Annotated in this window: 26 protein-coding genes; 16 read left to right on the forward strand and 10 right to left on the reverse strand. The window is 74.7% G+C overall.

Features of this window, described 5'->3' with window-relative positions; genetic code table 11:
• The first annotated feature begins 207 nt into the window (after positions 1-207).
• Both dtd and sigB read left to right on the forward strand, forming a co-directional pair.
• Positions 208-639, forward strand: coding sequence for a D-aminoacyl-tRNA deacylase (gene dtd / locus ACI791_RS14355; RefSeq protein WP_456586651.1), 432 nt, complete (start codon positions 208-210; stop codon positions 637-639).
• A gap of 279 nt (positions 640-918) precedes the next feature.
• Entirely contained in the window at positions 919-1,905 is a 987-nt protein-coding gene (sigB, locus tag ACI791_RS14360) for an RNA polymerase sigma factor SigB (protein ID WP_347057279.1), read from the forward strand.
• 58 nt (positions 1,906-1,963) lie between these two features.
• Here the strand turns inward: sigB and ACI791_RS14365 are convergent, their stop codons facing one another.
• Together ACI791_RS14365 and ACI791_RS14370 are read right to left on the reverse strand one after the other, a co-directional pair.
• Positions 1,964-4,663 carry a bifunctional acetate--CoA ligase family protein/GNAT family N-acetyltransferase gene (locus ACI791_RS14365; protein ID WP_456586652.1) on the reverse strand — a complete coding sequence of 900 codons (2,700 nt, stop codon included), beginning with the start codon at positions 4,661-4,663 and terminating at the stop codon, positions 1,964-1,966.
• Complete coding sequence (locus ACI791_RS14370) at positions 4,656-5,837, reverse strand: acetoin utilization protein AcuC (RefSeq protein ID WP_456586653.1); 1,182 nt, start codon at positions 5,835-5,837, stop codon at positions 4,656-4,658. Before ACI791_RS14370 ends, ACI791_RS14365 begins: the two co-directional genes overlap by 8 nt.
• 161 nt (positions 5,838-5,998) lie before the next feature.
• Here ACI791_RS14370 and ACI791_RS14375 point away from each other — a divergent pair, with 161 nt between their 5' ends.
• Positions 5,999-6,724, forward strand: a complete 726-nt coding sequence (locus ACI791_RS14375; protein ID WP_347057282.1) for a metal-dependent transcriptional regulator — start codon at positions 5,999-6,001, stop codon at positions 6,722-6,724.
• A 222-nt stretch (positions 6,725-6,946) separates the two neighbouring features.
• Positions 6,947-9,025, forward strand: coding sequence for a S9 family peptidase (locus ACI791_RS14380; RefSeq protein ID WP_456586654.1), 2,079 nt, complete (start codon positions 6,947-6,949; stop codon positions 9,023-9,025).
• 32 nt (positions 9,026-9,057) lie between these two features.
• Here the strand turns inward: ACI791_RS14380 and ACI791_RS14385 are convergent, their stop codons facing one another.
• Together ACI791_RS14385 and ACI791_RS14390 are read right to left on the reverse strand one after the other, a co-directional pair.
• Positions 9,058-10,155, reverse strand: coding sequence for a DUF4192 domain-containing protein (locus ACI791_RS14385; RefSeq protein ID WP_456586655.1), 1,098 nt, complete (start codon positions 10,153-10,155; stop codon positions 9,058-9,060).
• A gap of 297 nt (positions 10,156-10,452) precedes the next feature.
• Positions 10,453-10,746 carry a Dabb family protein gene (locus tag ACI791_RS14390; protein ID WP_456586656.1) on the reverse strand — a complete coding sequence of 98 codons (294 nt, stop codon included), beginning with the start codon at positions 10,744-10,746 and terminating at the stop codon, positions 10,453-10,455.
• Between the two features lie 95 nt (positions 10,747-10,841).
• Here ACI791_RS14390 and ACI791_RS14395 point away from each other — a divergent pair, with 95 nt between their 5' ends.
• Genes ACI791_RS14395 through ACI791_RS14415 form a run of 5 tightly spaced genes read left to right on the forward strand, consistent with a single transcriptional unit; the run spans position 10,842 to position 15,840 of the window.
• Complete coding sequence (locus tag ACI791_RS14395) at positions 10,842-12,113, forward strand: glycosyltransferase family 4 protein (RefSeq protein ID WP_456586657.1); 1,272 nt, start codon at positions 10,842-10,844, stop codon at positions 12,111-12,113.
• Entirely contained in the window at positions 12,107-12,910 is an 804-nt protein-coding gene (locus ACI791_RS14400) for a class I SAM-dependent methyltransferase (protein WP_456586658.1), read from the forward strand. The genes ACI791_RS14395 and ACI791_RS14400 overlap by 7 nt, the downstream gene beginning before the upstream one ends.
• Before the next feature lie 34 nt (positions 12,911-12,944).
• Positions 12,945-14,009 carry a prenyltransferase gene (locus tag ACI791_RS14405; protein ID WP_456586659.1) on the forward strand — a complete coding sequence of 355 codons (1,065 nt, stop codon included), beginning with the start codon at positions 12,945-12,947 and terminating at the stop codon, positions 14,007-14,009.
• Complete coding sequence (locus ACI791_RS14410; RefSeq protein ID WP_456586660.1) at positions 14,006-14,887, forward strand: glycosyltransferase family 2 protein; 882 nt, start codon at positions 14,006-14,008, stop codon at positions 14,885-14,887. The genes ACI791_RS14405 and ACI791_RS14410 overlap by 4 nt, the downstream gene beginning before the upstream one ends.
• The gene (locus ACI791_RS14415) at positions 14,884-15,840 is read left to right on the forward strand and encodes a glycosyltransferase family 2 protein (RefSeq protein WP_456586661.1); all 957 of its coding nucleotides are present in this window, start codon (positions 14,884-14,886) and stop codon (positions 15,838-15,840) included. Before ACI791_RS14410 ends, ACI791_RS14415 begins: the two co-directional genes overlap by 4 nt.
• A 24-nt stretch (positions 15,841-15,864) precedes the next feature.
• Here ACI791_RS14415 and ACI791_RS14420 read toward each other — a convergent pair whose 3' ends face one another.
• From ACI791_RS14420 to ACI791_RS14435, 4 genes are read right to left on the reverse strand one after another with little or no spacing between them, the layout of a single operon-like run.
• The gene (locus tag ACI791_RS14420; RefSeq protein ID WP_456586662.1) at positions 15,865-16,194 is read right to left on the reverse strand and encodes a TraR/DksA family transcriptional regulator; all 330 of its coding nucleotides are present in this window, start codon (positions 16,192-16,194) and stop codon (positions 15,865-15,867) included.
• Complete coding sequence (locus tag ACI791_RS14425; protein ID WP_347057298.1) at positions 16,184-16,864, reverse strand: class I SAM-dependent methyltransferase; 681 nt, start codon at positions 16,862-16,864, stop codon at positions 16,184-16,186. The genes ACI791_RS14420 and ACI791_RS14425 overlap by 11 nt, the downstream gene beginning before the upstream one ends.
• A complete protein-coding gene (locus ACI791_RS14430; RefSeq protein ID WP_456586663.1) occupies positions 16,861-18,129 on the reverse strand; it encodes a YibE/F family protein in 1,269 nt (422 codons plus the stop codon). The genes ACI791_RS14425 and ACI791_RS14430 overlap by 4 nt, the downstream gene beginning before the upstream one ends.
• Before the next feature lie 48 nt (positions 18,130-18,177).
• Complete coding sequence (locus ACI791_RS14435; protein ID WP_347057300.1) at positions 18,178-18,618, reverse strand: STAS domain-containing protein; 441 nt, start codon at positions 18,616-18,618, stop codon at positions 18,178-18,180.
• A 187-nt stretch (positions 18,619-18,805) separates the two neighbouring features.
• On the opposite strand from ACI791_RS14435, the gene ACI791_RS14440 reads away from it, so the two are divergent.
• The 7 genes from ACI791_RS14440 to ACI791_RS14470 all read left to right on the forward strand — a co-directional run bounded on the left by ACI791_RS14440 (position 18,806) and on the right by ACI791_RS14470 (position 24,052).
• The gene (locus ACI791_RS14440; RefSeq protein WP_347057301.1) at positions 18,806-19,291 is read left to right on the forward strand and encodes an Hsp20/alpha crystallin family protein; all 486 of its coding nucleotides are present in this window, start codon (positions 18,806-18,808) and stop codon (positions 19,289-19,291) included.
• A gap of 98 nt (positions 19,292-19,389) precedes the next feature.
• Complete coding sequence (locus ACI791_RS14445) at positions 19,390-19,728, forward strand: MerR family transcriptional regulator (RefSeq protein ID WP_456586664.1); 339 nt, start codon at positions 19,390-19,392, stop codon at positions 19,726-19,728.
• Positions 19,729-19,781: 53 nt separating this feature from the next.
• A complete protein-coding gene (locus ACI791_RS14450) occupies positions 19,782-20,102 on the forward strand; it encodes a metal-sensitive transcriptional regulator (protein ID WP_456586665.1) in 321 nt (106 codons plus the stop codon).
• A gap of 28 nt (positions 20,103-20,130) precedes the next feature.
• Positions 20,131-20,343 carry a heavy-metal-associated domain-containing protein gene (locus ACI791_RS14455; protein ID WP_347057303.1) on the forward strand — a complete coding sequence of 71 codons (213 nt, stop codon included), beginning with the start codon at positions 20,131-20,133 and terminating at the stop codon, positions 20,341-20,343.
• Positions 20,344-20,356: 13 nt separating this feature from the next.
• Positions 20,357-21,271: a hypothetical protein gene (locus tag ACI791_RS14460; RefSeq protein ID WP_456586666.1), complete on the forward strand. Its 915-nt coding sequence runs from the start codon at positions 20,357-20,359 to the stop codon at positions 21,269-21,271.
• Positions 21,268-23,589: a heavy metal translocating P-type ATPase gene (locus ACI791_RS14465; RefSeq protein WP_456586667.1), complete on the forward strand. Its 2,322-nt coding sequence runs from the start codon at positions 21,268-21,270 to the stop codon at positions 23,587-23,589. Before ACI791_RS14460 ends, ACI791_RS14465 begins: the two co-directional genes overlap by 4 nt.
• 91 nt (positions 23,590-23,680) lie before the next feature.
• Entirely contained in the window at positions 23,681-24,052 is a 372-nt protein-coding gene (locus ACI791_RS14470; protein WP_456586668.1) for a hypothetical protein, read from the forward strand.
• A 62-nt stretch (positions 24,053-24,114) separates the two neighbouring features.
• Here the strand turns inward: ACI791_RS14470 and ACI791_RS14475 are convergent, their stop codons facing one another.
• Positions 24,115-25,677, reverse strand: a complete 1,563-nt coding sequence (locus ACI791_RS14475) for an acyl--CoA ligase family protein (RefSeq protein WP_456586669.1) — start codon at positions 25,675-25,677, stop codon at positions 24,115-24,117.
• Between the two features lie 111 nt (positions 25,678-25,788).
• Complete coding sequence (locus tag ACI791_RS14480) at positions 25,789-26,721, reverse strand: M56 family metallopeptidase (RefSeq protein ID WP_456586670.1); 933 nt, start codon at positions 26,719-26,721, stop codon at positions 25,789-25,791.
• Between the last annotated feature and the right edge of the window lie 2 nt (positions 26,722-26,723).

Genomic DNA, 26,723 nt, shown 5'->3' on the forward strand with positions numbered 1-26,723 from the left:
CGGCCGCGCGGGCATCGATGTCGATCTGCAGCAGGAGACCTTCAGCGGATTCGACAGCCCGACGATGTACACCCCGGGTGCGGTGGGCTCGGTGGCCGGGGACCGCCACGGTCGGCCGGCTGCGCACCCGCTGTGACCGAGCGTCCCGGCGGCTGCCGCAGCAGTCGGGCCCGGGCAGCCCGGCGGTCGGTGGCCGACAATGGCCTGGTGCGTGCCGTGGTGAGCCGGGTCAGTGCAGCCGCTGTAACGATTGATGGTGACGTCGTCGGCGAGATCGGCCACGGATTGCTGTCACTGGTCGGAGTGGGGCGGCAGGACGACGCCGACCGAGCGGTGGCGCTGGCGCGCAAGATCCACGGGCTGCGCATCTTTCCCGGAGACGCGGGAGCGGTCTCCGCGGCCGACCTGGGCCTGCCGGTGCTGGTCGTGAGCCAGTTCACCCTCTACGCCGACACGCGCAAGGGCCGCCGACCGTCGTGGCAGGACGCCGCCCCCGGCGAGCTGGCCGAGCCGCTGGTCGAGGAGGTGGTGGCGGAACTGCGCCGACGCAGCGCCAGCGTGGCGACGGGGGTCTTCGGCGCGAGCATGCGGGTGTCGTCGGTCAACGAGGGCCCGATGACCCTCCTGCTGGAGACCTGACCGGCGGGCGCCCGTCGCGCAAATGACATGACTGGGAGTTCGGGCCCCGGGTATCCCGGGGTGACCGAAAGCACTACCTGCCGGTTTGCTGTGAACGGTGGCTTCGCGGAACACCGGACCCCTCAGCGGCCGTTGTGCAGGGCGTACCACACCGGACAGAGAAGAGCGGGACCGGCCGGTGACCCCGTAGCCGTGGCCCCGCTCCACGCCTGGATGACCCCGCCGCACACCGACGCCCGGCGAGCGCATCCGAATCGAAGGCAAGGACGAAGACCCATCGTGACGCTGCTGCACTCCTCCCCCACCGACACCTTGGACGTGCGCGCCCCCCGACGGGAGCCCGACACGAGCGGCCTGGTCTCCACCGACCTCGTGCGCGTCTACCTCAACACCATCGGCAAGACCGCTCTGCTGACCGCGGAGCAGGAGGTGGAGCTGGCCAAGCGGATCGAGGCCGGTCTTTACGCCGAGCGACTGCTCGCCGAGCAGGACGGCCTCACGCCGGCCCGCAAGCGCGACTACAAGATCCTGGCGACCGACGGCAAGGCCGCCAAGGCGCACCTGCTGGAGGCCAACCTCCGGCTCGTCGTCTCCGTGGCCAAGCGCTACACCGGCCACGGCATGACGTTCCTGGACCTGATCCAGGAGGGCAACGTCGGCCTGATCCGTGCGGTCGAGAAGTTCGACTACACCAAGGGCTTCAAGTTCTCGACCTACGCCACCTGGTGGATCCGGCAGGCCATCACCCGGGCCATGGCCGACTCCGGGCGCACCATCCGGCTGCCCGTCCACCTGGCCGAGCAGGTCAACAAGGTGGTGCGCACCCGCCGGCGGATGCACCAGGAGCTCGAGCGCGAGCCGACCGCCGAGGAGCTGGGTCTGGAGCTGGACCTGTCCGAGGAGCGGATCACCGAACTGCTCGAGTACAGCCGCGACCTGGTCAGCCTGGACCAGACCGTGGGCACCGACGAGGAGTCCCGGCTCGGTGACTTCATCGAGGACGCCGACGCCGCGGTCGCCGAGGACGCCGTCGCATTCCAGATGATGAAGGGCGACGTCCGCACCGTCCTCTCCACGCTGGAGGACCGGGAGCGCGACGTGGTCGTGCTGCGGTTCGGCCTCGACGGCGGCCAGCCGCGCACCCTGGAGCAGATCGGCAAGCAGTTCGGTCTCTCCCGCGAGCGGGTTCGGCAGATCGAGCGCGAGACGATGGCCAAGCTGCGTGATCCGCAGCGCGCCGACGCCCTGCGCGACTACCTCGCCTGAGGCCGACAGCAGTACGGAGGGCCGGTCACCTGCGGGTGACCGGCCCTCCGCTGTTGAGCTAGACCGGGGAGCGCATGCGCCGCGGGCCGGGGTCGACGCGGGCCGTCGGCGGCCCGACCAGCGCGGCCCCGCCGGCGACGACCAGCGAGCGGCCGCCGTGCCACGGGTTGGCCGGGCCGACGATGACCGGTTCCAGCGTCAGCCGCAGCACCTCGGGCAGGTCGTCGGCCAGCCGGGCCACGCGCAGCAGCAGGTGCTCCAGCGCGGCGAGGTCGACCGGCTCGGAGCCCCGGTAGCCGTTCAGCAGCGGAAAGGCGCGCGGTGCCCGCACCAGCTCGGCGGCGTCCAGATCGGTCAGCGGCAGCGTGCGGAAGGCCCGGTCGCCGAGCAGGTCGGTGGCCACTCCCCCGAGGCCGAAGCTGACCAGCGCGCCGAACGACGGATCGTCGACGATCTCCACGACGGTGGCCACGCCCGGCGCCGCCATCTCCTGCACGATGACCGGGTCACCGGACGGGATGGCCGCGAAGGCGGTGCGCACCGCCTCGGCGTCGGCCAGGTCCAGCCGCACGCCGCCCAGGTCCGACCGGTGCCGCAGCCACGGAGCGGTCGACTTGAGCACCACCGGGTAGCCGATCGCCTCGGCCGCGGCGACCGCCGACTCGGTGTCGGTGACCCTGCGGGTGCCCAGCAGCGGCACGCCGTAGGCGGCGAGCAGGCCCATCAGCTCGTCGTCACTGAGCTCGCGGCCGCCCGGCGCCTCGGCGAGCGCCTCGTGCACGATCCGCCCGGCGGCGGCCTCGTCCACGTCGGGCAGCTCCGGCAGCTCACCGACCGGGCGACGGCGCCAGCGCGCGTACTCGCTCGCCTTCGCCAGAGCGATCACCGCCCGCTCGGGCGTGCTGTAGGAGGGCACCGACCCGCGCAGCGGCATCCCGTGCTCGTCGCAGACGGCGAGCTCGGGCGGGATGCCCTCGGTGGAGAGGAAGCTGGCGACGATCGGCTTGTCCGAACCCGTCGACACCTCGCGCAGCGCGGGCCCGTACTCGTGCGAACCGGCCATCAGCGGGGGGAGGAAGACCGCGACGACGGCGTCGACGCCGTCGTCGTCCACCGCCGCCTGCAGCGCCGCCCGGAACTCGTCGGGCGTGCCCTGGACCCCGATGTCGACCGGCGCCTCGTGCGCGAGCTGCATGCCCTCCTCGAGGACGGCGTCGGCGACGAGCACCCCGATGGCGGTGGAGTTGCCCACGACCGCCACCCGGTCGCCGGCCGGCAGGGGCTGGTGGGCCAGCAGGGAGCCGACGTCGAAGAGCTGGGCGACGGTCTCGACCCGGATGACGCCGGCCGAGGCGAACAGCGCCGCCACCGACTGCTCGGGGACGGCCACCGAGGTGCCGGCCAGGCCCGGGGTCACCCCGACGTGCCGGCCGCTCTTGACCGCGACCACCGGCTTCGTGCGCCCGACGGTGCGCGCCAGCCGGGCGAACTTGCGCGGGTTGCCGAAGCTCTCCAGGTGCAGTAGCACCACCTCGGTGCCGGGATCGGTGGCCCAGTACTGCAGGAGGTCGTTGCCGCTGACGTCGGCGCGGTTGCCGGCGGAGACGAACGTCGACAGGCCGATGCCCCGGCTGCGCGCCCGCTCCAGCAGCGCGACGCCGAGCGCCCCCGACTGGGCGAAGAACCCCACCCGCCCGCGACCGGGCACCATCGGCGCCAGGCTGGCGTTCAACCGCACCTCCGGGGCGGTGTTGACCACGCCCAGGCAGTTGGGGCCGACGACCCGCATGCCCGAGGCCCGGGCCGCGGCGACCAGCTGCCGCTCGGCGGCGCGCCCCTCCGGACCTGCCTCGCCGAACCCCCCGGAGATGACGACCAGTCCGCGTACCCGCTTCCGGCGGCAGGCCTCCACCACCCCGGCGACCTCGTCGGCGGGGACGGCGAGGACCGCCAGGTCCACGTCGTCGGGGATGGACTCGATGTCGGCGTAGGCGGGGACGGCGCGCACGTGGCGCGCTCCGGGGTTCACCGGGTAGACCGGGCCCGCGAAGCCGTAGTCGAGCAGGTGCCGCAGCACCGCGTTGCCGATCTTGCCGTCGTCGTTGCTCGCGCCGACCACCGCCACGGACGACGGCGTGAGCAACCGGCCGATCGACCGGGACTCGCTGCGCTGCTCCCGCTCGTAGGCGACGGCGAGGGCGTCCTCGGTCTGCTCGATGGGAAACGTCAGGTGGACGACGCCGTCCTCGTAGCTGCGCTCGGCCTTGTAGCCCGCGTCGCGGAAGACGCGGACCATCTTGCTGTTCTGGGCGAGGACCTCGGCGACGAACCGCTTGATCCCCCGCTCTCGGCCGGCGGCGGCCAGGTGCTCGAGCAGCACCGACCCGAGGCCCCGGCCCTGGTGGGCGTCTTCGACGAGGAAGGCGACCTCGGCGTCGTCGGTGCCGGGATACCGGTCGTAGCGGCCCACGGCGATGATCTGGTCGCCCAGCAGCACCACGAAGGCCACGCGGTGGTCGTGGTCGACGTGGGTGAACCGGTGCAGGTCGCGGTCGGAGAGCCGCCTCATCGGCCCGAAGAACCGGTAGTAGCGCGTCTGGTCGCTGCTGCGGTCCATCAGGCCGTTGAGGCCCTCCGCGTCGTCCGGGCAGATCGGCCGCAGGTGCACCGTGCCGCCGTCGGCGGCGACGATGTCGGCCTCCCAGCCCGGCGGCGGGGCCGGGTTCTCCTGCGACTCGGCGCCGGTCGGCTCAGTCACGCGGGTCGTCCGGGTCGAGGCCGAAGTAGGGGAAGCTGGCCCGCCGGGTGCGCATGATGGCCCGGTCGACGCGGGACTCGGTGAAGCTGTCCCAGCGGGAGAAGCCGGTGTAGCCACCCTCGGTCATGTGGGTGGGCGGCCGCGCCCGCAGCCCGCGGCGGACGACGTCGTCGCGCCACGACTGGGGGATCTCGGTCGCCGGATCCAGCGTGGCGCCGCTGACCTCGGCGATCAGGTGGGTCCACGCGCGCGGCACGCAGCGCACCAGGCCGTAGCCACCGCCGCCCAGGGCGATCCAGCGGCCGTCGCAGATCTGGTGGGCCAGCTCGTGCATGGCCTTGTAGCTGGCGCGCTGCCCGTCGACGGTGAGCGCGAGGTCGGCGAGGGGGTCCTCGTGGTGGGCGTCGCAGCCGCACTGGGTCACGATGATCTGCGGCTGGAAGGCCCTGAGGACGCTGGGCACGACGGCGGTGAAAGCGCGCAGCCAGGAGGAGTCGTCCGTGCCGTTGGGCAGGGCGAGGTTCACCGCGCTGCCCAGGGCCTTGTCGGGGTCGCCGGTCTCCTCCGGGTAGCCCGTTCCCGGGAACAGGGTCAGCGGCGTCTGGTGAATGCTGACGGTGAGCACCCGGGGGTCGTCGTAGAAGGCGGCCTGCACGCCGTCGCCGTGGTGGACGTCGAGATCGACGTAGGCGATCCGCTCGTACCCCTGCCCGAGCAGCCATGCGATCGCGACCGCGGCGTCGTTGAACACGCAGAAGCCCGAGGCGTTCCCGCGCATCGCGTGGTGCAGCCCGCCGGAGATGTTGACCGCGTGCTGCGCGGCGCCGCTGTGCACCTGCTGGGCCGCGAGCACGCTGCCGCCGGTGATGAGCGCCGCGGCGTCGTACATCCCGGGGAAGATCGGGTTGTCCGCCGTGCCCAGCCCGTGGCCCACGTCCGGGTTCCCCGGCGCCTGGCGCACCGCCTCCAGGTACACCGGGTCGTGGACGAGGGTCAGCAGCTCCTCGTCAGCCGGTACGGGTTTCAGGACCTGCAGCCGGTCGGGGCCCAGCAGTCCGAGGCCGTCGGCCAGGCGCATGGTGAGGTCGAGCCGGACCGGGTGCAGCGGGTGATCACCGCCCATCGTGTAGCCGAGCAGCGCGTCGTCCCAGACGACGGCGACCGAGTCGCTCACGGACCTCTCCCCTCGCCGCGCCCGGCCCTGCCGGGCGCGCCTGCCTGCGCCGGACGCTACCGGGTCCGGCGCAGGCCGGTGCGTCGCCGAGACCACCCCGCAGGTGGGCCGGTCGCGGCCCTCCGTCCCCGTAGACTGGCCGCCGACACGGAGGAGTACCTGTGAACGACCTCATCGACACCACCGAGATGTACCTCCGGACGATCTTCGAGCTGGAGGAAGAGGGCATCGTCCCGCTCCGGGCCCGCATCGCCGAGCGCCTCCACCAGAGCGGTCCGACGGTCAGCCAGACGGTCGCCCGGATGGAGCGCGACGGCCTGCTCAGCGTGGAGGGCGACCGGCACCTGCAGCTGTCCGAGGAGGGCCGCCAGCTGGCCACCGCGGTGATGCGGAAGCACCGGCTGGCCGAGTGCCTGCTCGTCGACGTCATCGGCCTGGACTACGCCGACGTCCACGAGGAGGCATGCCGCTGGGAGCACGTGATGAGCGAGGCGGTCGAGCGCCGCCTGCTGTCGCTGCTGGGCAACCCGACGGTGTCCCCGTTCGGCAACCCCATCCCGGGCCTGGAGGCGCTGCGCGGCGACGAGCCGCTCGGGGGCGGGACCGCCGCGGTGCTGGACGCGCTCACCCTGCTGTCCACGACGGCCACCGCCGAGGGGCGGCCGATCGTCGTCCGCCGGATCAGCGAGCAGCTGCAGGAGAACGCCGAACTGCTGCGTGCGCTGGCCGAGCACGGTGTCCGCCCGGGCGTGACGATGACCGCGCAGCTGGTGGAGGGCTCGGTGAGCCTGGACGGCTACGTGCTGCCGGTCGGCGTGGCCCAGCACATGTTCGTGAGCGCGGTCGACGAGGAGCTCACCCCCCTCGAGGCCGCCCCACTCCTCTAGCGCGTCGCCGGACGGGCGCGCACCGTGTCCCCCGCAGGGCCCCGTGCGGCCGACGTCTTCGCCGCGGAGCTGCTGCCCCGGCCCGGTGGGTCCTGCTGAACCGCCTCCGGGTCGGGGAGCCCTCGTCCCCCGGGTCGGTCCGGGGTCTGCTCCCGGCGCCGTCGGTGCACCGCCCTCGTTACGGTGGGGCCGGTCCCCGCTCCCACCGCGAGAGAAGGCCCGGTGAGCTCCTCCGCTGCTGCCCCGTCCGACTCCTCCGCCGAGGCCGCGCCCACGCCCTTCCACCGCCTGGCGGACTTCGTGGCGCTGCCCCGGATCGGCGGCCTGGCGCTGTCGCCCGACGGGACGCGGCTGGCCGTCTCGCTGCACACGCTCGACCCCGAGCGGAAGAAGTGGCAGTCGGCGCTTTGGGAGCTCGACCCGCAGGGCCGGCGACCCGCCCACCGGCTGACCCGGAGCGCGCCCGGGGAGTCCTCCCCCGCCTGGGCGCCCGACGGCTCGCTGCTGTTCACCTCGGCCCGGCCGGACCCCGGCACGGCCCCGGGGGCGGAGCCGACGCCGGCGTTGTGGAGCCTGCCCGCCGGTGGCGGGGAGGCCCGGCCGGTGCTCGGGCGCCCCGGTGGCGTCAGCTCCTTCCTCGTGGCGGCCGACAGCGGGGACGTGGTGGTCGTCGCCGGCACGATGCCGGGCGGCTCGGACGCCGCGGCCGAGGAGGAGCTGCGCAAGCAGCGGGCCGACGCCGGGGTGTCGGCGATCCTGCACGAGGCCTATCCGGTGCGGTACTGGGACCACGACCTGGGACCGGCGGCCCCGCACGTGTTCTGGGCTGGCCGGCTGCCCGCCGAGGAGGAGCCGGCCGGCGGGGCGCCGGTCGAGCTGCGCGACCTGACCCCTGACGCCCTGCCGCCGAACGGCGCCGGCGACGAGATCGCCCTCTCCCCCGACGGTTCGGTGCTGGCCCGCGCCGAGGAAATGCCCGACGGCCCGGCCGGCCGGCGCACCCGCCTGGTGCTCACCGACACCGGCTCCGGCGGGACGCGAGTGCTCGTCGACGACCCGCTGGCCGATATCCACTCCGCGGCGTTCTCCCCGGACGGTGCCCGCCTGGTCTGCGTGCGCGAGGCGATGTCGTCCTACGCCGAGCCGCCGGACTACACCCTGCTGCTGGTCGAGGTCGCCGACGGCACGGCCCGCGAGCTGACCCCGGACTTCGACCGCTGGCCCAGCGCACCGCAGTTCTCCGCCGACGGCGCCGCGGTGTACTTCCTCGCCGACGAGGATGGTCGGCACGCGTTGTTCCGGGTGCCGCTGGACGGCGGGGAGCCCGTCCGGCTGACCGGGGACGGCGCCTACAGCGACCTGCGGGTGGCCCGCGACGGCAGCGCCCTCTACGCACTCCGCTCGTCCTACGGCTCCCCACCCGTGCCGGTCCGGCTGGACCCTGCGGCACCGGGGCAGGACCCGGAGCCGCTGCCCAATCCGGCGACCGTCGACCGGCTGCCCGGTTCCCTCCACGAGGTCGACGCGACCGCGGCCGACGGCGCCCGCGTGCAGTCGTGGCTGGTGCTGCCCGAGGGCGCGTCCGCAGACGCCCCGGCGCCGCTGGTGCTGTGGATCCACGGCGGCCCCCTGATGAGCTGGAACTCGTGGTCCTGGCGCTGGTGCCCGTGGGTGCTGGCCGCGCAGGGCTACGCGGTGCTCCTGCCCAACCCGGCGCTGTCCCAGGGGTTCGGCCTGGACTTCGTGCGCCGAGGCTGGGGCCAGTGGGGCGGCGCGCCCTACACCGACCTCATGGCCGCGGTGGACGCCGCGGAGCAGCGCCCGGACATCGACGCCACCCGCACCGCGGCGATGGGCGGTTCGTTCGGCGGCTACATGGCCAACTGGGTGGCCACCCAGACCGACCGGTTCAAGGCGATCGTCACCCACGCCAGTCTCTGGAACCTCGAGGTGTTCACCGGCACCACCGACGCGGCCTACTACTGGGAGAAGGAGTGGGGGGACCCCGTCACCGAGCCGCGGCGGTACGAGCAGAACTCGCCGCACCGGTACGTGGACGCGATCCGCACGCCGATGCTGGTGATCCACGGTGACAAGGACTACCGGGTGCCGATCGGGGAGGCGCTCGCGCTCTGGTACGGGTTGCAGAAGCGGGGGGTGCCTTCGAAGTTCCTGTACTTCCCGGACGAGAACCACTGGGTGCTGACCCCGGGGAACAGCAAGATCTGGTACGAGACCGTGCTGGCGTTCCTCGCCGAGCACGTGCTGGACCAGGAGTGGCGGCGCCCCGAGCTGCTGTGACCCGCGCCCTCGTGACCGGCCGCCGCGGCCGGTCACGCCGGGCGGGCCCGCGGCAGGCCGGGTGCGCCCGCCCGGACGATGAGCGTGCGCAGCTCTGCCGGGGGGAGGCAGGCGGCCAGCGCCTGGCTCAGCAGCCGGGCCAGGGAGTAGCCGGGATCGCTGCGGAGCGCCCGGTCCAGGGCGACGTTGGCCAGGGCGCCGTCACCGCGCAGCCAGGCGCTCACCGCCAGCAGGGTGGCCGGCGCCGCGTCGAGCGGGGCCGGCGCCCGCCGCGTGCAGTCGGTCCACAGCAGCTCCGCCGCCACGGCATCCTCCCCCAGCGCCAGCTGGAGGGCGCGGTCTCGCACCCCGACGTCCTGCAGGATCCGCAGGAGCCCGGCCAGCTCGTCGTCGTCCAGCGGACCGGCGCCCGTCGGTGCCCCGGGCCGGGACCGCGCCACCGCCCGCCGCACGACGGCGTCCGACGCGACCGACGCGGCGGCCGGCGCCTCCACCACCTGCTGGGAGCCGGCCGCGACGCGGGCGCAGGCGCGACGCACGCCGGCGACGGCTCCGGGCGGCGCGGTGAGACGCGCCCCTAGGGCCCGCCGGTCGGCGGCCACCACCTGCCCGGTCCTCACCGAGGCCGCCGCCAGGACGCTCACCCCGCCCGGCAGTGGCGTGCCTGCCGAGGGGGCACAGCACGGATGCGGGCAGTCGTAGGACCACCAGCGGCCACGGCGCACCAGCAGCACGTCCCGCACCGGGACGTCGACGGCGGCCAGCGCGAGGACCAGTTCGTGCACCAGCGACCGGTGCGGCAGGCCGGCACCCGGCGCCGGCCCCTCGTCCAGCTCGTCGTCCAACTCGTCGGCGACCTCGGAGACCACGACGACCAGTGCGGCGGCCGGGTCGTCGGTGCGCAGGCTGCAGGCCAGCAGCCGTGCCGTCGCGGCGCCGTCCCCGGCCGGGGGGACGTCCCCCCGGACGGTGAGCCCGACCCGCCCCCCGGACGGCCCGCCCAGCCCGATCAGGACCACCGACTCGCTGGGGTGGAAACCGAGCAGGTGCGGCAGCGCGGCGGCCACCTCGCCGGGGTCGGAGATGCGGACCTCTGGGCGGTCGGAGCGGCCGTGCGGGGAAGCGTCCATGCCCGGGAGCCTGGCGATGCGCACTCCCCCGGGGAACGGCTCGGCGCGACCTGTGGACGCGTGCACGGGCTGTGGACGCCGCCGGCAGGTCGGGCTCCTCCGTCTCCTCGGCCGAGGACGACGCAGCCGCCGACGAGGACGCGGCGGCCGCCCGGTCGGAGGCGTCGCCGCCTCCCGCAGCCGACGACCAGGACGGTGGCCGGACCGGCCAGGAGCACGCCGCGGAGACGCTGCCGGCCGGCGACGCGGTACGCGGAGGACATGCCGACGAACCCAGCCGGAGCCCGCGCCGACTCCTCAGACCCGGAACTGGACGGCGCTGCGGGCGGCCAGGATCGGCCGCACGTGCTCGGCGATGACCGCCAGGTGCGCCGGGTCCTGCGCGTAGCGGTAGAAGGCCTCGACGTCCGGGAAGTCGGCGACGAGAACGGTGTCGGCGTTCCCGTCGACCAGACCGGCGTCGTCCGCGACGGTCAGCGACGTCATGCCCCCGACCTCGCGCCGCAGACCGCGCAGCGCCTCCACGGTGGCGGCCCGCCGCTCCGCGTCGGCGAACGGGGACCAGGTGAGAACCACGACGTGACGGATCATGGGGGAGCTGTCCCAGCTGCACCGCCCGGACGGCCGGGTGGCACCGCTACCGACTGGTAGCCGGGAGCCCGAACCGGGTCGTTAGAGTCCGTTCCATGGGACGGTCGCTGCGCATCGCACTGCTGTCCTACCGGAGCAAGCCGCACAGCGGCGGCCAAGGCGTCTACGTCCGGGCGCTCTCCCGGGAGCTGACCCAACTCGGGCACCGCGTCGAGGTGCTCAGCGGGCAGCCCTACCCGGAGCTCGACGACGGCGTGCCGCTCACCCGGCTGCCCGGCCTCGACCTGTACCGGGAGCCCGATCCGTTCCGCACCCCGCGACCCTCGGAGATCCGGGACTGGGTGGACGCCGCCGAGTGGGCGACCATGTGCACCGCCGGTTTCCCCGAGCCACTGACCTTCACGCTGCGGGGCGCGCGGCACCTGCTCCCGCGCCGCGACGAGTTCGACGTGGTGCACGACAACCAGTCGCTGGGCTACGGGCTCCTGCGGCTGGTGCGCGCCGGGGTGCCGACCGTGGCGACGGTCCACCACCCGGTCGCCATCGACCGGGACCTGGAGCTGGCCGCCGCCCCGACGCTGCGCCGGCGGCTGACGCTGCGGCGCTGGTACGCCTTCACCGGCATGCAGGCCCGGGTCGTGCGGCAGCTCGACGGGGTCACCACCGTCTCGGAGAGCTCCCGGCGCGACATCGCCGCGCACATGGGCCTGGCACCCGACCGCATGGCGGTCATCCCGGTCGGCATCGACCCCCACCGCTTCACCCCACCGCCGGCCGGGCAGGCGCGCGACGCCGACTCGATCCTCGCCATCACCAGCGCCGACGTCCCGCTCAAGGGGCTGTTGCACCTGCTCGAGGCGGTGGCGAAGCTCCGCACCGAGCGGCCGGTCCGGCTCACCGTCGTCGGCTCCGCCCGGGCCGGCGGCCCCGCGGAGGCCGCGCTGGACCGGCTCGCCCTGCACGACGCCGTGCGGTTCACCGGCTCCGTGCCCGAGGCGGAGCTGATCCGTCTCCTGCAGACGGCGACGGTCGTGGCCATCCCCTCGCTCTACGAAGGGTTCTCGCTGCCCGCCGTCGAGGCGATGGCCTGCGCGACGCCCCTGGTCACCACCGACGCCGGCGCCCTGCCCGAGGTGGTCGGCACCGAGGCGGGGCTGCGGGTCCGCGCCGGGGACGTCGGAGAGCTCACCGCGGCGCTGCTGCTGGTCCTCGACTCGCCGTCGCTGGCCGAGCAGCTGGGCCGCGCCGGCCGTCGGCGGGTGCTCGACACCTACACCTGGCGGGCCACGGCCGAGCGCACCGCCGACTGGTACGCCGAGACCCTGGACCGCCGGACCGCCGACCGCAAGGGGAGCGCGCAGTGCTGACCGTCGACTACGACCGTCTCGACCTGCGGCCGGGGATGACCGTCCTGGACCTGGGGTGCGGCGAGGGCCGGCACGCCTTCGAGGCCTACCGCCGCGGCGCCGAGGTCGTCGCCGTCGACTGGGGCGTGTCCGAGGTCGAGACGACGAAGCGCTGGCTCGGCGCGATCGCCGAGGCCGGCGAGGCCGGGCGGGCGGGCGACGGCGGGGGTGCCCGCTACGAGGTGGTGCGCGGCGACCTGCTGCACCTGCCCTTCCCCGACGCGAGCGTGGACCGGGTGATGGCCTCGGAGGTGCTCGAGCACATCCCCGACGACGCCACGGCGATGGCGGAGATCTTCCGTGTGCTCAAGCCCGGCGGCCGGGTCGCCGTCACCGTTCCCCGCTACGGGCCGGAGCGGGTCTGCTGGGCGCTGTCGGACGAGTACCACGCCAACGAAGGCGGCCACATCCGGATCTACCGCGGCGACGTGCTGCGCGCCCGGCTGGCCACCGCCGGGCTGGTGCCCGGTGCCAGCCACCACGCCCACGCCCTGCACGCGCCCTACTGGTGGCTCAAGTGCGCCGTCGGCGTGGCGAAGGACTCCCGGCTGGTCCGGGCCTACCACCGGCTGCTGGTCTGGGACCTCACCCGGCGTCCGTGGTTGACCCGCGCGGCCGAGCGGGTGCTCGACCCGCTGATCGGCAAGAGCCTCGTCGTCTACGCCGACAAGCCCGCCGAGCCGGGTGCACCGGCCGCGCGCACGTGGTGGACGGGGGCCGGGCGGTCCGACCGGGAGCGGTCCGCTGCCGCCGGCTGAGCGGCGCGGCGGGTGGCTGCCGGAGCTGCCCGGGGTGCTCCGCGCCGACCAGGTGCGGCAGACGGTGGCCTGGATCGCCGGGGAGCAGAGCCGCGACGGTGCGCTGCCCTGGTTCCGCGCCGGCCAACTCGACCCGTGGGACTCGGTCGAGGCGGCGATGGCGCTGGACGTGGGCGGCGAGCATGCCCGGGCGACCGCGGCCTACCGATGGCTGGCCGCCCGGCAGCGCCGCGACGGCAGCTGGGCCGCCGAGTACCGGTCGGGCGCCGAGTCGGCCCCGGCCGCGGAGAGCAACCACGCCGGCTACCTCGCCGTCGGCGTGTGGCATTCCTGGCTGACCACCGGGGACGGCGCGCTCGTCGAGGAGCTGTGGCCGACCGTGCGCGCGGCGCTGGACCTGGTCACCCGCATGCAGCTGCCCGGCGGGGCGATCGGCTGGGCGCTGCGCCCGGACGGCACGCCCGATGACCTGGCCCTGCTGACCGGCAACGCGAGCCTGTTCCAGGCGCTGCGCTGCGGGCTGGCGCTGGCCGGCCTGGTGGGCGAGGCCCAGCCGGACTGGGAGCTGGCCGTCGCCGACCTGGGCACCGCGCTGCGCCGCCGGCCGGACGCCTTCGCCGACCGGTCCAGGTACTCGATGGACTGGTACTACCCGGTCCTGGGCGGAGCGGTGATCGGCGAGGACGCCCGCGACCGGCTGGCCGACGACTGGCACCGGTTCGTCGTGCCGGGGCTGGGCATCCGCTGCGTGGCCGACCGGCCCTGGGTCACCGGCGCGGAGACGTGCGAGCTGGCGCTGGCGCTGGTCGCCGCCGGGCAGCGCGACGCCGCGTTGGAACAGGTCGCGGCGATGCAGCACCTGCGGGACGTCGACGGCTCCTACTGGACCGGCTTCGTCTACCCCGACGACGCCCGGTGGCCGGTCGAGCGCACCACCTGGACGGCGGCCGCGGTGCTGCTGGCCGTCGACGCGCTCTCCGGGGCCTCACCGGCGAGCGAGCTGTTCGCCGATCCGGGCGCGCTCCCCGCCGCCGGAACGGTGGATTCCACGTCGGCGACCGATTGGCTGGCCGGAGGCGCGGGCACGGGGATCCCGTGACCGTTCCGCGCAGCGCCGGCCAGCCCCGTTCCCCCGCGCCCGACGTCACCGTGGTCGTCGCCAGCCGCAACCGCCGCGACGACCTGCTCGCCACGCTGCCCCGCCACGAGGCGCCGGTGCTGCTGGTCGACAACGCCTCCACCGACGACACCGTCGCGTCCGTGCGCGTGGCCCACCCCGAGGTGACCGTGCTGCCGCTGGACACCAACGAGGGCGCGCACGGACGCACGCTCGGCGCCGCGCAGGCCGGCACTCCGTTCCTCGCGTTCGCCGACGACGACTCCTGGTGGGCGCCGGGCGACCTCGCCCGGGCCGTCGAGATCATGCGGGCCCACCCGCGGCTGGCGCTGATCAATGCCCGGATCCTCGTCGGGCCCGAGGAGCGGCTGGATCCGGTCTGCGCGGAGATGGCCGACAGCCCCCTGGGCACCCCGGCAGACCTGCCCGGGCCCGCTCTGCTGGGCTTCGTCGCCTGTGCCGCACTGGTGCGCACCGAGGCGTTCGAGGCGGTCGGCGGCTTCGACCCGGTGGTGCGGTTCCCCGGCGAGGAGGAGCGGGTGGCCCTGGACCTGGCCGCGGCCGGCTGGGGGCTGGCCTACGTCGACCAGGTGACCGTCCACCACCACCCGTCGACGCGGCGGGAGGCCCCGGGACGGCGGCAGGCGGGCATCTGGCGCAGCCGGCTGCTGACCGCGCTCATGCGGCTGCCGGCCGGTGACGTCGCCCGCACGGTGGGGCGCGCCGTGCGGGCCGGCCGGCCCGGCGTGGAAGGCGTCCTCCGCGCCCTGCCCGACATCCCCGCGGCGCTGCACCGACGGCGACCCCTGCCGGACCGGGTGCGCAGCGGGCTGCGGCTGCTGGCCGGTGAGCGGGCATGAGGAACGACACTTCTGCCCCCGACGGCGCGTCGGTCGCCGGCGGGTCCCCGCACCAGGGTCCCGACCCCCGGGTCGCCGTCGTCGTCATCACCCACCAGCGCCGGGACGAGCTGCTGCTCGCCCTGGAGCGGCTCGTGGCGCTGCCCGAGCGGCCGCACGTGGTCGTCGTGGACAACGGGTCCAGCGACGGGACAGCCGACGCCGTGCGCGAGCGGTTCCCGCAGGTCGAGCTGATCGCCAGCCCCGAGAATCTGGGCGCGGTGGGCCGCAACGTCGGCGTCGCCCGGCTCGGCACCCCGTACGTGGCGTTCTGCGACGACGACACGTGGTGGGACCCGGGGTCCCTGCGCACCGCCGCCGACACCCTCGACGAGCACCCCCGCCTGGCCGTGGTCACCGCCAGGATCCTCGTGGAGCCGGGCGGCACCGAGGACCCGATCGTCGCCGAGCTGCGCGACTCCCCCGTCCGCGGCGCCGACTGGCTGCCCGGTCCGGCCCTCGGGTCGTTCCTGGCCGGCGCGTCCGTGCTCCGCCGTGAGGCCTTCGAGGAGGTCGGCGGCTTCTCCGAGCGGCTGTGGCTGGGCGGCGAGGAGGAGCTGATGGCCGGCGACCTGGCCGCCCGCGGGTGGGAGCTCTGCTATCTGCCGACCCTGACCGTCCACCACCAGGCGAGCACCGCCCGCGACCCGCACAAGCGGCGCGCCGACGGCATCCGGAACACCTTGTGGACGACGTGGCTGCGCCGTCCGCTCCGCCCGGCGCTGCGGCGAACCATGCACCTGCTGCGCACCGTGCCGCGGGACCGGGTGACCGCCCGGGGCCTGGCCCAGGCGGTGCGCGGGCTCCCCTGGGTGCTGCGCGAGCGGCGGGTGCTCCCTCCGCACGCCGAGGCCCGGTTCACCGCCCTGGAGGACGCCCAGCGGAGCTCGACCGCGCGCAAGTACGTCAGCTGAAGCGCCCGGCCGGCCGGGGGCAGCTCACCGGGCGCAGGTCATGCAGGTGCGGGCGGTCGGCCGGGCGGCGAGGCGCTCGGGTGCGATGGGCCGCCCGCAGCTCTCGCACCGGCCGTAGGTGCCGGCTTCCACGGCCGTCACGGCGGCGTCCACGTCGGCCAGTCGCCGTCGCGCCTGCGCCAGCAGCGCGGCGAGCTGCTGGCGCTCGAACGCGATCGTCGCGCCCTCCGGGTCGTGCTCGTCGTCGGCATTGGACGCCTGCGACGCCGCCACGATCGCATCGAACTCGCGGGTCAAAGCCTCGATCTGGGTCAGGGCCGCCGCGCGCTCGGCACCCAGCGAATCAGCGGTCACGGCGCAGCAGCCGCAGCGAGCCGGTGCCCGGGAGCTCGGTGAAGTCCCCGGACTCCAGCACCCGCGTGTAGACGCCGTAGGGGGCCTGCCCGCCGTCGGCCGGGTCGGGGAAGACGTCGTGGATCGCCAGCGTGCCGTGGACGGCCAACTTCGTGACCCACGCGTCCTGGTCGCGGCGCGCGGACTCCTCGGTGTGGCTGCCGTCGAGGAAGAGCAGCGCGAGCGGGCTCGTCCACAGCGGCGCGAGCGTCTCGGAGCGGGTGACCACGGCGATCACGACGTCCTCGGCGCCGGCCTCGGCGATGGTGCGGCGGAACCGCGGCAGCGTGTCGATCCGGCCGACGGCGGGGTCGACCAGCGACGGGTCGTGGTACTCCCAGCCCGGCTGGTGCTCCTCCGATCCGCGGTGGTGGTCGACGGTGACCACCTGCCGGCCGGTCTCGCGCCCGGCGGCGGCCAGGTAGAGCGCGGACTTCCCCATCCAGCTGCCCACCTCGAGCAACGGCCCGGGGACGGCGACGGCGCGCGCGGCCTCGTACAGGGCGCGACCCTCGTCGTCGGGCATGAAGCCCGGGGCGGCCGAGGCGGCGGCGAGCAGCGGAAGGACCCCGTCCTCCTTCCGCCTCGCACGCTCGGCCCGAGCCTCGGGACGGGGTCGGTCGATCGTCATCCGGAGAACCTAGCCCGCAGCGCGGTCAGCCCCCGCTCGGTGCCGGTGCCGCCCTGCGCGTCGGCGGCCTTCGCGAAGAAGGCGCCGGCGGCAGTCGTCACCGGCACGGCGAGGACCAGGGCGATGGCGCCGACGAACGTGCGGATGACCTCCTCGGCCAGCGCCACGGAGGTGATCGTCGTCCAGATCGGCTGCGCGTAGACCTCGATCAGCAGCAGGAGCGGCAGCGCGGCACCCGCGTAGGCGAAGACGATGGTGTAGACGGTCGAGGCGATGTGGTCGCGGCCCACCGCCATGCCCCGCCGGTACAGCTCCCGCCAGCTCATCGAGGGGTCGACCTCGTGCAGCTGCCAGATCGCCGACGCCTGGGTGATGGTCACGTCGTTGAGCACGCCGAGCCCCGCGACGACGATCCCCGCGAGCACCAGGCCCGAGAAGTCCAGCGTCGGGTCGTAGCCCTGCAGCGTCACCGTCTCCTCGCTGGTCACGCCGGTCAGCCGGGCCGTGGCGACGGCGAGGGAGCCCATCACCGCGACCAACGTCAGGCCGAACAGCGTGCCGACCAGCGCCGTCGTCGTCCGGGCCGAGAAGCCGTGCGCCAGGTAGAGGACGACGAACATGATCGCGGCCGACCCGACCAGGGTGACCAGCACCGGTGACCCCTCACCGAGCAGCCCCGGCAGCAGGAACCGGAGCAGCACGAAGAAGGCGAACGCGAGCCCCAGCAGCGCAGCCAGCCCCCGCAGTCGCGCGACGAGCCCGACGACCAGCGCGAACGCCAGGGCCAGGACGACGATGGGCGTGTCCCGCGCGAAGTCGTAGAAGGCGTACGCCGCCCCGCCCTCGGCGCCGGCGTCCCGGGTGAGGACCAGCACGTCGCCCTGCTCGACCCCGTTGGCCATGACCACGGGGTCCAGCTGGATCTGGACGAAGTCGCCGTCGCCCTCGCCGCCGAGGACCTCGACCACGGCGTCACCGCAGGTGGCGGGCAGGTCCGGCGTGCCGCAGTCGACCGGCTCCAGGGAGGCGACCCGGCCATCGGGATAGGTGGTCCCCGGGGGCAGGGCCTGCTCGGCCGCCTGCTCCGCCCGCGTCGGCTCCCCTCCGGGCCAGAGGACGAGCAGGCCGATCACCGTGGCCAGGCCGACGGGCACCAGCAGCAGCAGCATGAGCCACACGGCCCGCCGCCGGCGCCCGAGCGCCTCCGCCGTGGGCGGCGGCGCGTCCGGGTCGTGGGCGTGGCTGTGGGAGTGGGGCGACGACACCCGGTCAGGCTAGGAGCCCGGACCTGTGCGGGCAGCACCCGACACCGGTCAGGAGTGCTCGGTCCCCCGCGACCGGGGCCCGCCGTCCGGAGTCGCCTCGGCCGACACCCGCCCGCCGGCGTCGACGATGGTGAACCGGTGCCAGAGCCCGGTGAGCTGCAGCGGGCGGGCCACCGACGCCGGCGGGTCGACCAGCACCGTCTCGATGGCCCGCGGCACCCCGAGCTTCTGCAGTTGCACGAGCACGGCCAGCCCGGCGGAGTTCATGAACGGGACCTCGCGGAGGTCCAGCTCGACCCGGCGCAGCGAGTGCTCGGTGAGCAGCAGGTCGGTCACGCAACGCACGAGCGGGCGGCGGGCGGCCTCGGTCAGCTCGCCGCCGACGGTCAGCCGGGCCGTCTCCCCCGCCACCGTGTGCGAGACGGAGGGCTCGGCGGCCGGGGCATCCTGGTGGGCGGGCTGCGGCGTGGCGCTGGTCGTCTCCTCCACGGGTCCGTCCTGCCCCGCGCGGCCCCGGTTCACGCACGGGACGGCGGAACTGCCGGCAGGATCCGCCGGGAACATTGTGCGGCCCGAGACGTTTACCAGTGTGCAAGACCGAGGTAATCTCTGGTTGCCACTAGAGGTTCTACCTCGGGCAGCGAACACACGATCCACCGTCAAGGAGGTTCCAGCCATGATGCTGACCGCTTACGACCCGTTCGCCGCCACGTCCGCCGCCTTCCGGGCGCTGGACCAGCTCACCGGCCGCCCCGGCGCCGCCACCGCGCGGCCGCTCTCGGGCATGCCGATGGACGCCTACCGGGTCGGCGACAACTTCGTCGCCCACTTCGACCTGCCGGGCGTCGACCCGGGCTCGATCGACCTGTCGATCGAGGGCAACACCCTCACCGTCACCGCCGAGCGCTCGGTCCCCCAGTTGGAGAACGCGGAGTGGACGATCGCCGAGCGGCCGTTCGGCAGCTACACCCGCCAGCTGGTGCTCGGCCGCAGCCTCGACACCGACCGGCTGGAGGCCAGCTACCACGACGGCGTGCTGTCCATCAGCATCCCCGTCGCCGAGAAGGCCAAGGCCCGCAAGATCAACGTGACGCGGGCCGACACCCCGGCAGCCGTCGAGGGGCGGACCATCGAGGGCGAGCACCAGGCGGTCGAGAGCTGACCGCCGCCGACCGGCAGCACGCAGGGGCCGGGCCCGCCTAGGGCCCGGCCCCTGCGCCGTCCGGCGCCTGCGACGGCGCCACGACAGGAAGGTCAGCGATGACGCCCGACCCCGCGGACCCGCTGAGCCGGCTCGACGATCCGGAGTACCCGGCGCTGACGATGAGCCAGGCCGCGGAGCTGCTCGGTGTCCAGGCCGCCTTCCTCCGCAGCCTCGACAGCTCCGGCATCCTCCGGCCACACCGCTCCCCCGGCGGCCACCGCCGGTACTCGCGGCAGCAACTGGTGCTGGCCGCGCGGATGCGGGAGCTCCTCGACGACGGCCATCCGGTCGCGTCGGCCGAGGTCATCGTCGGACTGCAGGACGAGCTCGCGTCCGCGCGCGCGGACGTCGCCCGGCTCCGCGACCACGTCGGCGGACTTGACGGCAAACCCTAGGGGGGTATGGTTGGCGTCGGCGCCACACCCGCGGCGCCGACAGGAGGGACGACGTGGACACCACCGACAGCGGTTGCGACGCCCACGACCACGCGCACGGCTACATCCACCGCAAGGACGACTACCTCAAGCGCCTCCGGCGGATCGAGGGGCAGGCCCGCGGCCTGCAGCGCATGGTGGAGGACGAGAAGTACTGCATCGACATCCTCACCCAGGTCTCGGCCATGACGAAGGCGCTGCAGGCGGTCTCCCTCGGGCTGCTCGAGGAGCACCTGAGCCACTGCGTCGTCGACGCCGCCCGGGCCGGTGGCCGCGAGGCCGAGGAGAAGGTGCGCGAGGCCACCGAGGCCATCGCCCGGCTCGTCCGCTCCTGACCGTCCGCACAGCCGAGAGGAATTCCCCGTGAGTACCACCGCCAGCTACACCGTCGTCGGCATGACCTGCGGCCACTGCGTCAACGCGGTGACCGAGGAGGTCTCCCAGGTGCCGGGCGTGACCGGCGTCGACGTCGACCTGCCCACCGGCGGTCTGACCGTCACCAGCGAGCAGCCGGTCGACGAGACGGCCGTCCGCGCCGCCGTCGAGGAAGCCGGATACGAGGTGAGCGGTCGCTGACGCGGCCGGCGCCATGAACACTCCCACGAAGATCGCCGCGTTCGCCGTCGGCCTGATCGCCGTCTTCGGCGCCGCGGTCGGCGTGGGATCCGCGGTCGGCCCCGTCGGCCCGGCAGAGAACCGCGGGACCGAGCACGCCCCGGCCGACGCCGGCCACGGGAGCGGCGGCCACGACGCCGCCGCCCCCGCACCGGCGGACCGGCCCGGCGGGCTCCAGGTGACCGAGGACGGCTACACCCTCGCCCTGGCCGACGACACCGTTCCGGCCGGATCCGCCACCCCGGTCGCGTTCACCGTCCAGGGAGCCGACGGCTCCCCGGTGACCGCGTACGAGACCGACCACGACGTCGACCTGCACCTGATCGCGGTCCGCCGCGACCTGCGCGGCTACCAGCACGTGCACCCCGATCTCGGGGACGACGGCATCTGGCGCGCCCCGCTGGCGCTGGAACCGGGAAGCTGGCGGCTGTTCGCCGACTTCACCGCCGCGGCCGACGGCGAGAACCGCGTCCTCGGCGTGGACCTCGCGGTCCCCGGCGCGCACGACCCCGAGCCGCTGCCCGAACCGTCGGCCGTCGCCCAGGTGGACGGCTACACCGTCGTCCTGACCGGCGGGCTGACCCCGGGCGAGGAGTCGGAGCTGACGCTGAGCGTGAGTCGCGACGGCGTCCCCGTCACCGACCTGCAGCCCTACCTCGGCGCCTACGGGCACCTGGTGGCGCTGCGCGACGGCGACCTCGCCTACCTCCACGTGCACCCCGCCGAGCAGGACGGCACCCAGGCCGCCGCGGGGCCGCACGTCCCGTTCGTCACCACCGCCCCGTCGGCGGGCACCTACCGACTTTTTCTGGACTTCCGGCACGGCGACGCCGTGCACACGGCCGCGTTCACGGTGACCGCCGAGCACTTCCAGGAGCACTCCTCATGACCACCGCCTCCGGCACCGCCACCAGCGACGTCGAGCTGCTCATCGGCGGCATGACCTGCGCGTCGTGCGCCGCCCGCGTCGAGAAGAAGCTGAACAAGCTCGAGGGCGTCACCGCCACGGTCAACTACGCCACCGAGAAGGCGAAGGTGAGCTACGCCGACGGCGTCAGCACCGACGACCTGATCGCCACGGTGGAGCGGACCGGCTACAGCGCCCGCCTGCCCGAGCCCCCGCGGCCGGAGCTCGCCGAGGAGGCCGAGGCGGACCCGGCCGATGCACCGGTGCGCGCGCTGCGGACCCGGCTGATCGTCTCGACCCTGCTCAGCGTGCCGGTGATCACGCTGGCCATGGTGCCGGCGCTGCAGTTCGAGTACTGGCAGTGGCTGTCGCTGACCCTGGCCGCGCCGGTCGTCGTGTGGGGCGGCCTGCCGTTCCACCGGGCCGCCTGGACGAACCTGCGGCACGGCGCGGCGACGATGGACACGCTGGTCTCCCTCGGCACGCTGGCCGCCTTCGGCTGGTCGCTGTACGCGCTGTTCTGGGGCACCGCGGGGGTCCCCGGCATGACGCACCCGTTCGAGCTCACCATCGCCCGCACCGACGGCAGCGCGAACATCTACCTCGAGGCTGCGGCCGGGGTGACGACGTTCATCCTCGCCGGCCGCTGGTTCGAGGCCCGCTCCAAGCGGCGGGCGGGCGCGGCGCTGCGCGCACTGCTCGAGCTCGGCGCCAAGGACGTCACGGTCCTGCGCGGTGGCACGGAGCGGCGGATCCCCGTCGCCGAGCTGGCCGCCGGGGACCTCTTCGTCGTCCGGCCCGGGGAGAAGATCGCCGCGGACGGCGAGGTGACCGAGGGCACCTCGGCGGTGGACGCCTCCATGCTGACCGGCGAGTCCGTGCCCGTGGAGGTGCGGCCCGGGGACGTCGTCACGGGAGGCACCGTCAACGCCGGCGGCCGGCTGGTCGTCCGCGCCACCCGGGTCGGGAGCGAGACCCAGCTGGCCCAGATGGCCCGGCTGGTCGAGGAGGCCCAGAACGGCAAGGCGGAGGTGCAGCGGCTCGCCGACCGGATCTCCGGCGTCTTCGTGCCCGTCGTCCTGGCCCTCACCGTGGCCACGCTCGGCTTCTGGATCGGGGCCGGCGCGGGGCTGCCGGCCGCGTTCACCGCGGCGGTCGCGGTGCTGATCATCGCCTGCCCCTGCGCGCTGGGCCTGGCCACGCCGACGGCGCTCATGGTCGGCACCGGCCGAGGCGCGCAGCTCGGCATCCTCATCAAGGGGCCCGAGGTGCTGGAGTCCACCCGCCGGGTGGACACCGTCGTCCTGGACAAGACCGGAACCGTCACGACCGGCCGCATGACGCTGCTCGACGTCATCCCCGCCGAAGGCGAGGACGCCGACGCGGTGCTGCGGCTGGCCGGTGCGCTGGAGTCGGCGTCGGAGCACCCGATCGCGCAGGCCGTGGCCCGGGGCGCGACCGAGCGCACCGGCGCCCTGCCCGCCGTGGGCGACTTCGCCAATGTCGAGGGCCTCGGGGTCCAGGGCGTGGTCGAGGGCTCCGCCGTGGTCGTCGGCCGGCGACGGCTGCTGGCCGACTGGGCCATGCCGCTGCCCGCCGACCTGGACCGGGCCGTCACCGAGGCCGAGGGCGCGGGTCGCACCGCGATCGCGGTCGGCTGGGACGGCGCGGCCCGCGGGGTGCTCGTGGTCGCCGACGCGGTCAAGGACACCTCCGCCCTCGCGGTCGCCCAGCTGCGTGCCCTCGGGCTCACCCCGATCCTGCTGACCGGCGACAACGAGCAGGCCGCCCGGGCCGTCGCGGCACAGGTGGGCATCGACGAGGTCATCGCCGAGGTGCTCCCCCAGGACAAGGTCGACGTCGTCCGGCGCCTGCAGGACGAGGGCCGGACGGTGGCCATGGTCGGCGACGGCGTGAACGACGCGCCGGCGCTCGCCCAGGCCGACCTCGGGCTGGCGATGGGCACCGGCACCGACGTCGCGATCCAGGCCAGCGACCTCACCCTGGTGCGCGGCGACCTCCGGGTGGCCGCCGACGCGATCCGGCTGTCCCGCCGGACGCTGGGCACCATCAAGGGCAACCTGTTCTGGGCCTTCGCCTACAACGTGGCCGCGCTGCCCCTGGCCGCCGCCGGGCTGCTCAACCCGATGATCGCGGGCGCGGCGATGGCGTTCAGCTCGGTGTTCGTCGTCTCCAACAGCCTGCGGCTGCGCGGATTCGCCCCGCTCCCGGAGAACCGGGACGCGACCACGGCGGTGCCGTCCGATCCAGCGCCGCTCGAGGCGTCCGCCCGGGGCTGACCACTTCGCTCCCGACGGTCGGTCTCTGCGTCCCCTGGTAAGCAGACACCGACCGTTCCCAGATGCACGGTGGTCCTCCGGAGGCGTCACGGTGAGTACTGAGCTCGACAACGGCAGGCCGTGCGTGGCCCGGCTTCTCTCGGCGGCCGGACTCGCCGCGGGACTCCTGCTGCTGACCCGCCCGGAGGTCGCCGCCGCCGCGGCCGCGCCGACGTTCCCGCGGGAACGCCTGTGGCTCGCGCGCGTCCTCGGTGCCCGGCTGGTCGCCCAGCACGCGCTCGTGCTCGCGGCCCCCACCGCGTCCGCCGTCCGGCTGGCGGCAGCCGTCGACGGCCTGCACGCGGCCAGCATGCTGCCGGTGCTGGGGCTCGCCCGCTATCGCCGGGCGGCGCTGATCAGCGGTGGGCTGGCCGCGGCGTCCGCACTCGCCGGCTGGTCTGCCGTCGGGTCACTGCGCCGTTAGCAGCAGCGCCTCGCCCACGTGGCTGCTGACTGCCAGGAGCGGGTGCTCGTCCGCCGGCGGGGTCAGCCGTGCTGCTCGCGCAGCAGGTTCTTCTGCACCTTGCCGGTGGAGGTCTTCGGCAGGTCTCCGCGGACGAAGCGCTTGGGCGTCTTGAAAGCGGCCAGCCGGGACCGGACGAACTCGGCCAGCTCCTGGTCGCTGACCTCACCGCCCGCGCGCAGCGTCACGTACGCCACCGGCACCTCGCCCCACTTCTCGTGCGGCTCGGCGACCACGGCGGACTCGACGACGGCGGGGTGGGCGTCCAGGGCGCGCTCGATCTCCACCGAGGAGATGTTCTCGCCCCCGGAGATGATGATGTCCTTGCTGCGATCCCGGATCTCCACGTAGCCGTCCGGGTGGACGACCGCGAGGTCACCGGTGCGGAACCACCCCCGCTCCCCGTCCGCGTCGGCGAGCGTGACCGCGGCGGTGGCCTCGTCGTCGCGGTAGTAGCCGAGCATCACGTCGTTGCCGCGGGCGACGATCTCGCCGACCGTCGTCGCGTCCCGCGGCACGTCGGCACCGCTGTCGTCCACGACCCGCAGCGGATCGGCGACCACGTTCCCCACACCCTGCCGGGCCTTGAGCTCGGCCTGCTGGTCGGCGCCCAGGTCGTCCCACTCCGGATGCCACTCGTTCAGCGCCAGCGGACCGTAGGTCTCGGTCAGCCCGTACAAGTGGGTCACGTTCATGTTCAGCGCCGACATGCGTGCCAGCAGGGTCGGCGTGGGGGGCGCTCCGCCGGTCTGCACCTCCACCCGGGGGTCCACCGGCCCCTCGGCCGCCTCGTCGGCGTTGAGGATCATCGTCAGCACGGTGGGCGCCGCGCTGAAGTGGGTGATGCCCTCGGTGCGCAGCAGCCGCCAGATGCGGGACGGCTCCACACGGGGCAGGCAGACGTGGGTGGCGCCGGCGGCCGAGACGGCCCACGGGAAGCACCAGCCGTTGCAGTGGAACATCGGCAGCGTCCAGAGGTACTGGCTGGTGGACCGCAGTCCGGTGTGCATGGCCATGGCCAGGGCCTGCAGGTAGGCCCCGCGGTGCGCGTACATCACCCCCTTCGGCCGTCCCGTCGTGCCGGACGTGTAGTTCAGGGCGAGCAACCCGGTCTCGTCCGCGCAGGGCAGCGCCAGCGCCTCACCGCCGGCCAGCAGCTGCTCGTACTCGCTGTCCGGGTCCCCGGCCAGCACCAGCGGGACGCCGGCCGCCGCGGCCACCTCGGTCGCGGTCGCGGCGAACTGCGGGTCGGCGACCAGGAGCGATGCCCCGGAGTGCTCCAGCACGTACCCGAGCTCCGCGGAGGAGAGCCGGGTGTTCAGCGGCACGATCACCGCGCCGGCCCACGGGATGCCGTTGTGCAGCTCCAGCATCGTGGCGCTGTTGGCGCAGAGGGCCGCCACCCGGTCGCCGGGCGCGATGCCGCGCGCGGCCAGCCCGCCGGCCAGCCGGCGGGACCGTCCGGCGAACTCGCGGTAGGTGAAGCGACGGTCCCCGTCGATGATCGCGGTGCGATCGGGGAACACCCGCGCCGACCTCTCGAGGTACGCCGTGGGGCTGAGCTGGCTGAACGTGAACGAGGCCATCCGGAACTCCTGGAGGTCGACGCGAGCGGATCGTGCGGTGCTCTGCGCCCACCCTGCCCGGATCCGGCCCGACCGGCCCGGTGGGGAGCGGAACTCGCATCAGGGCGTTGCTCAACCCACCGCGGGCACCAGCAGCAGGGCGGTCGGCAGCAGGAGCAGCAGGACCGCGGCAGCGAGTGCAGCCCCGCGGGCGGCCGGTGGCAGCGGGTCGGCGGGCTCCAGCAGCCGCACGACGCGCGCCCGGACCCCGGCACCGGAGACCGCGAGCGCGCCGGCGGGCACTCCCCCGGCGCCCGGACCACCGGCCGCGGCGACGATCGCCTCGGCCAGGGTGCGCCTCGGGTCGGCCCCGTGCAGCGAGGCCAGCGCGACGTCGTCGGCGCGCATCTCGACCAGCTCGCGGACCGCGCCGTACGCGCGCTCGGCCGCCGGCAGCACGGGCAGCGCGGCCTTCCAGGCGACGAAGGGCAGGAGCAGCAGGTGGTGGCGCTCCCCCAGGTGCGCCCGCTCGTGCGCGACGACGGCGGCGAGCTGCTCGTCGTCCAGCTCGGCGACCATCCCGGAGGAGAGCACCAGCAGTGGCCGGGCACCCGGGATGCAGAAGGCCACCGGCGCCGGGTGCTCGAGCAGCCGGGCGTCTGGCTGCGGCGCCGGCTGCACCACCAGCTCGAGCAGCTCCCGGTGCCGCCGGCGGGTGCGGGTGATCCGGATCCAGGACAGCAGCAGGACGCCGACCAGCTCCGAGGCCAGCACCACGGCGAGGGTGAGGGTGACCCAGTGGTCGCCGCGCACCGGCCCGTCGGCGGAGTGGCCGGCCAGGAGCGACCACGCCGCCTCCGGGAGCGAGTGGCCCCACGGCGCCAGGCCGTGCACCAGCAGGGCGCCGATGATCGACAGCCCGCCGGCCAACCCGATCGCCTGCCAGCAGAGCAGCGCCACCAGCGGGTCCCGCCCCGGCCAGCGGGAGCGGGCGAGGAGCGCCGGCACCGGCCACGCGAGCAGCGCGGCCAGCACGGCGAGGGTGACGGCGGTGGCGGGGAGCACCG

Source organism: Blastococcus sp. SYSU DS0973 (genome assembly GCF_054051055.1).

Excerpts from the sequence above, each read along its gene's own strand:
- ACI791_RS14385 (WP_456586655.1), bottom strand. The coding sequence starts at position 10,155 with ATGGACGCTTCCCCGCACGGCCGCTCCGACCGCCCAGAGGTCCGCATC.
- ACI791_RS14390 (WP_456586656.1), bottom strand. The coding sequence starts at position 10,746 with ATGATCCGTCACGTCGTGGTTCTCACCTGGTCCCCGTTCGCCGACGCG.
- ACI791_RS14395 (WP_456586657.1), top strand. The coding sequence starts at position 10,842 with ATGGGACGGTCGCTGCGCATCGCACTGCTGTCCTACCGGAGCAAGCCG.
- ACI791_RS14415 (WP_456586661.1), top strand. The coding sequence starts at position 14,884 with ATGAGGAACGACACTTCTGCCCCCGACGGCGCGTCGGTCGCCGGCGGG.
- ACI791_RS14425 (WP_347057298.1), bottom strand. The coding sequence starts at position 16,864 with ATGACGATCGACCGACCCCGTCCCGAGGCTCGGGCCGAGCGTGCGAGG.
- ACI791_RS14440 (WP_347057301.1), top strand. The coding sequence starts at position 18,806 with ATGATGCTGACCGCTTACGACCCGTTCGCCGCCACGTCCGCCGCCTTC.
- ACI791_RS14445 (WP_456586664.1), top strand. The coding sequence starts at position 19,390 with ATGACGCCCGACCCCGCGGACCCGCTGAGCCGGCTCGACGATCCGGAG.
- ACI791_RS14460 (WP_456586666.1), top strand. The coding sequence starts at position 20,357 with ATGAACACTCCCACGAAGATCGCCGCGTTCGCCGTCGGCCTGATCGCC.
- ACI791_RS14465 (WP_456586667.1), top strand. The coding sequence starts at position 21,268 with ATGACCACCGCCTCCGGCACCGCCACCAGCGACGTCGAGCTGCTCATC.
- ACI791_RS14475 (WP_456586669.1), bottom strand. The coding sequence starts at position 25,677 with ATGGCCTCGTTCACGTTCAGCCAGCTCAGCCCCACGGCGTACCTCGAG.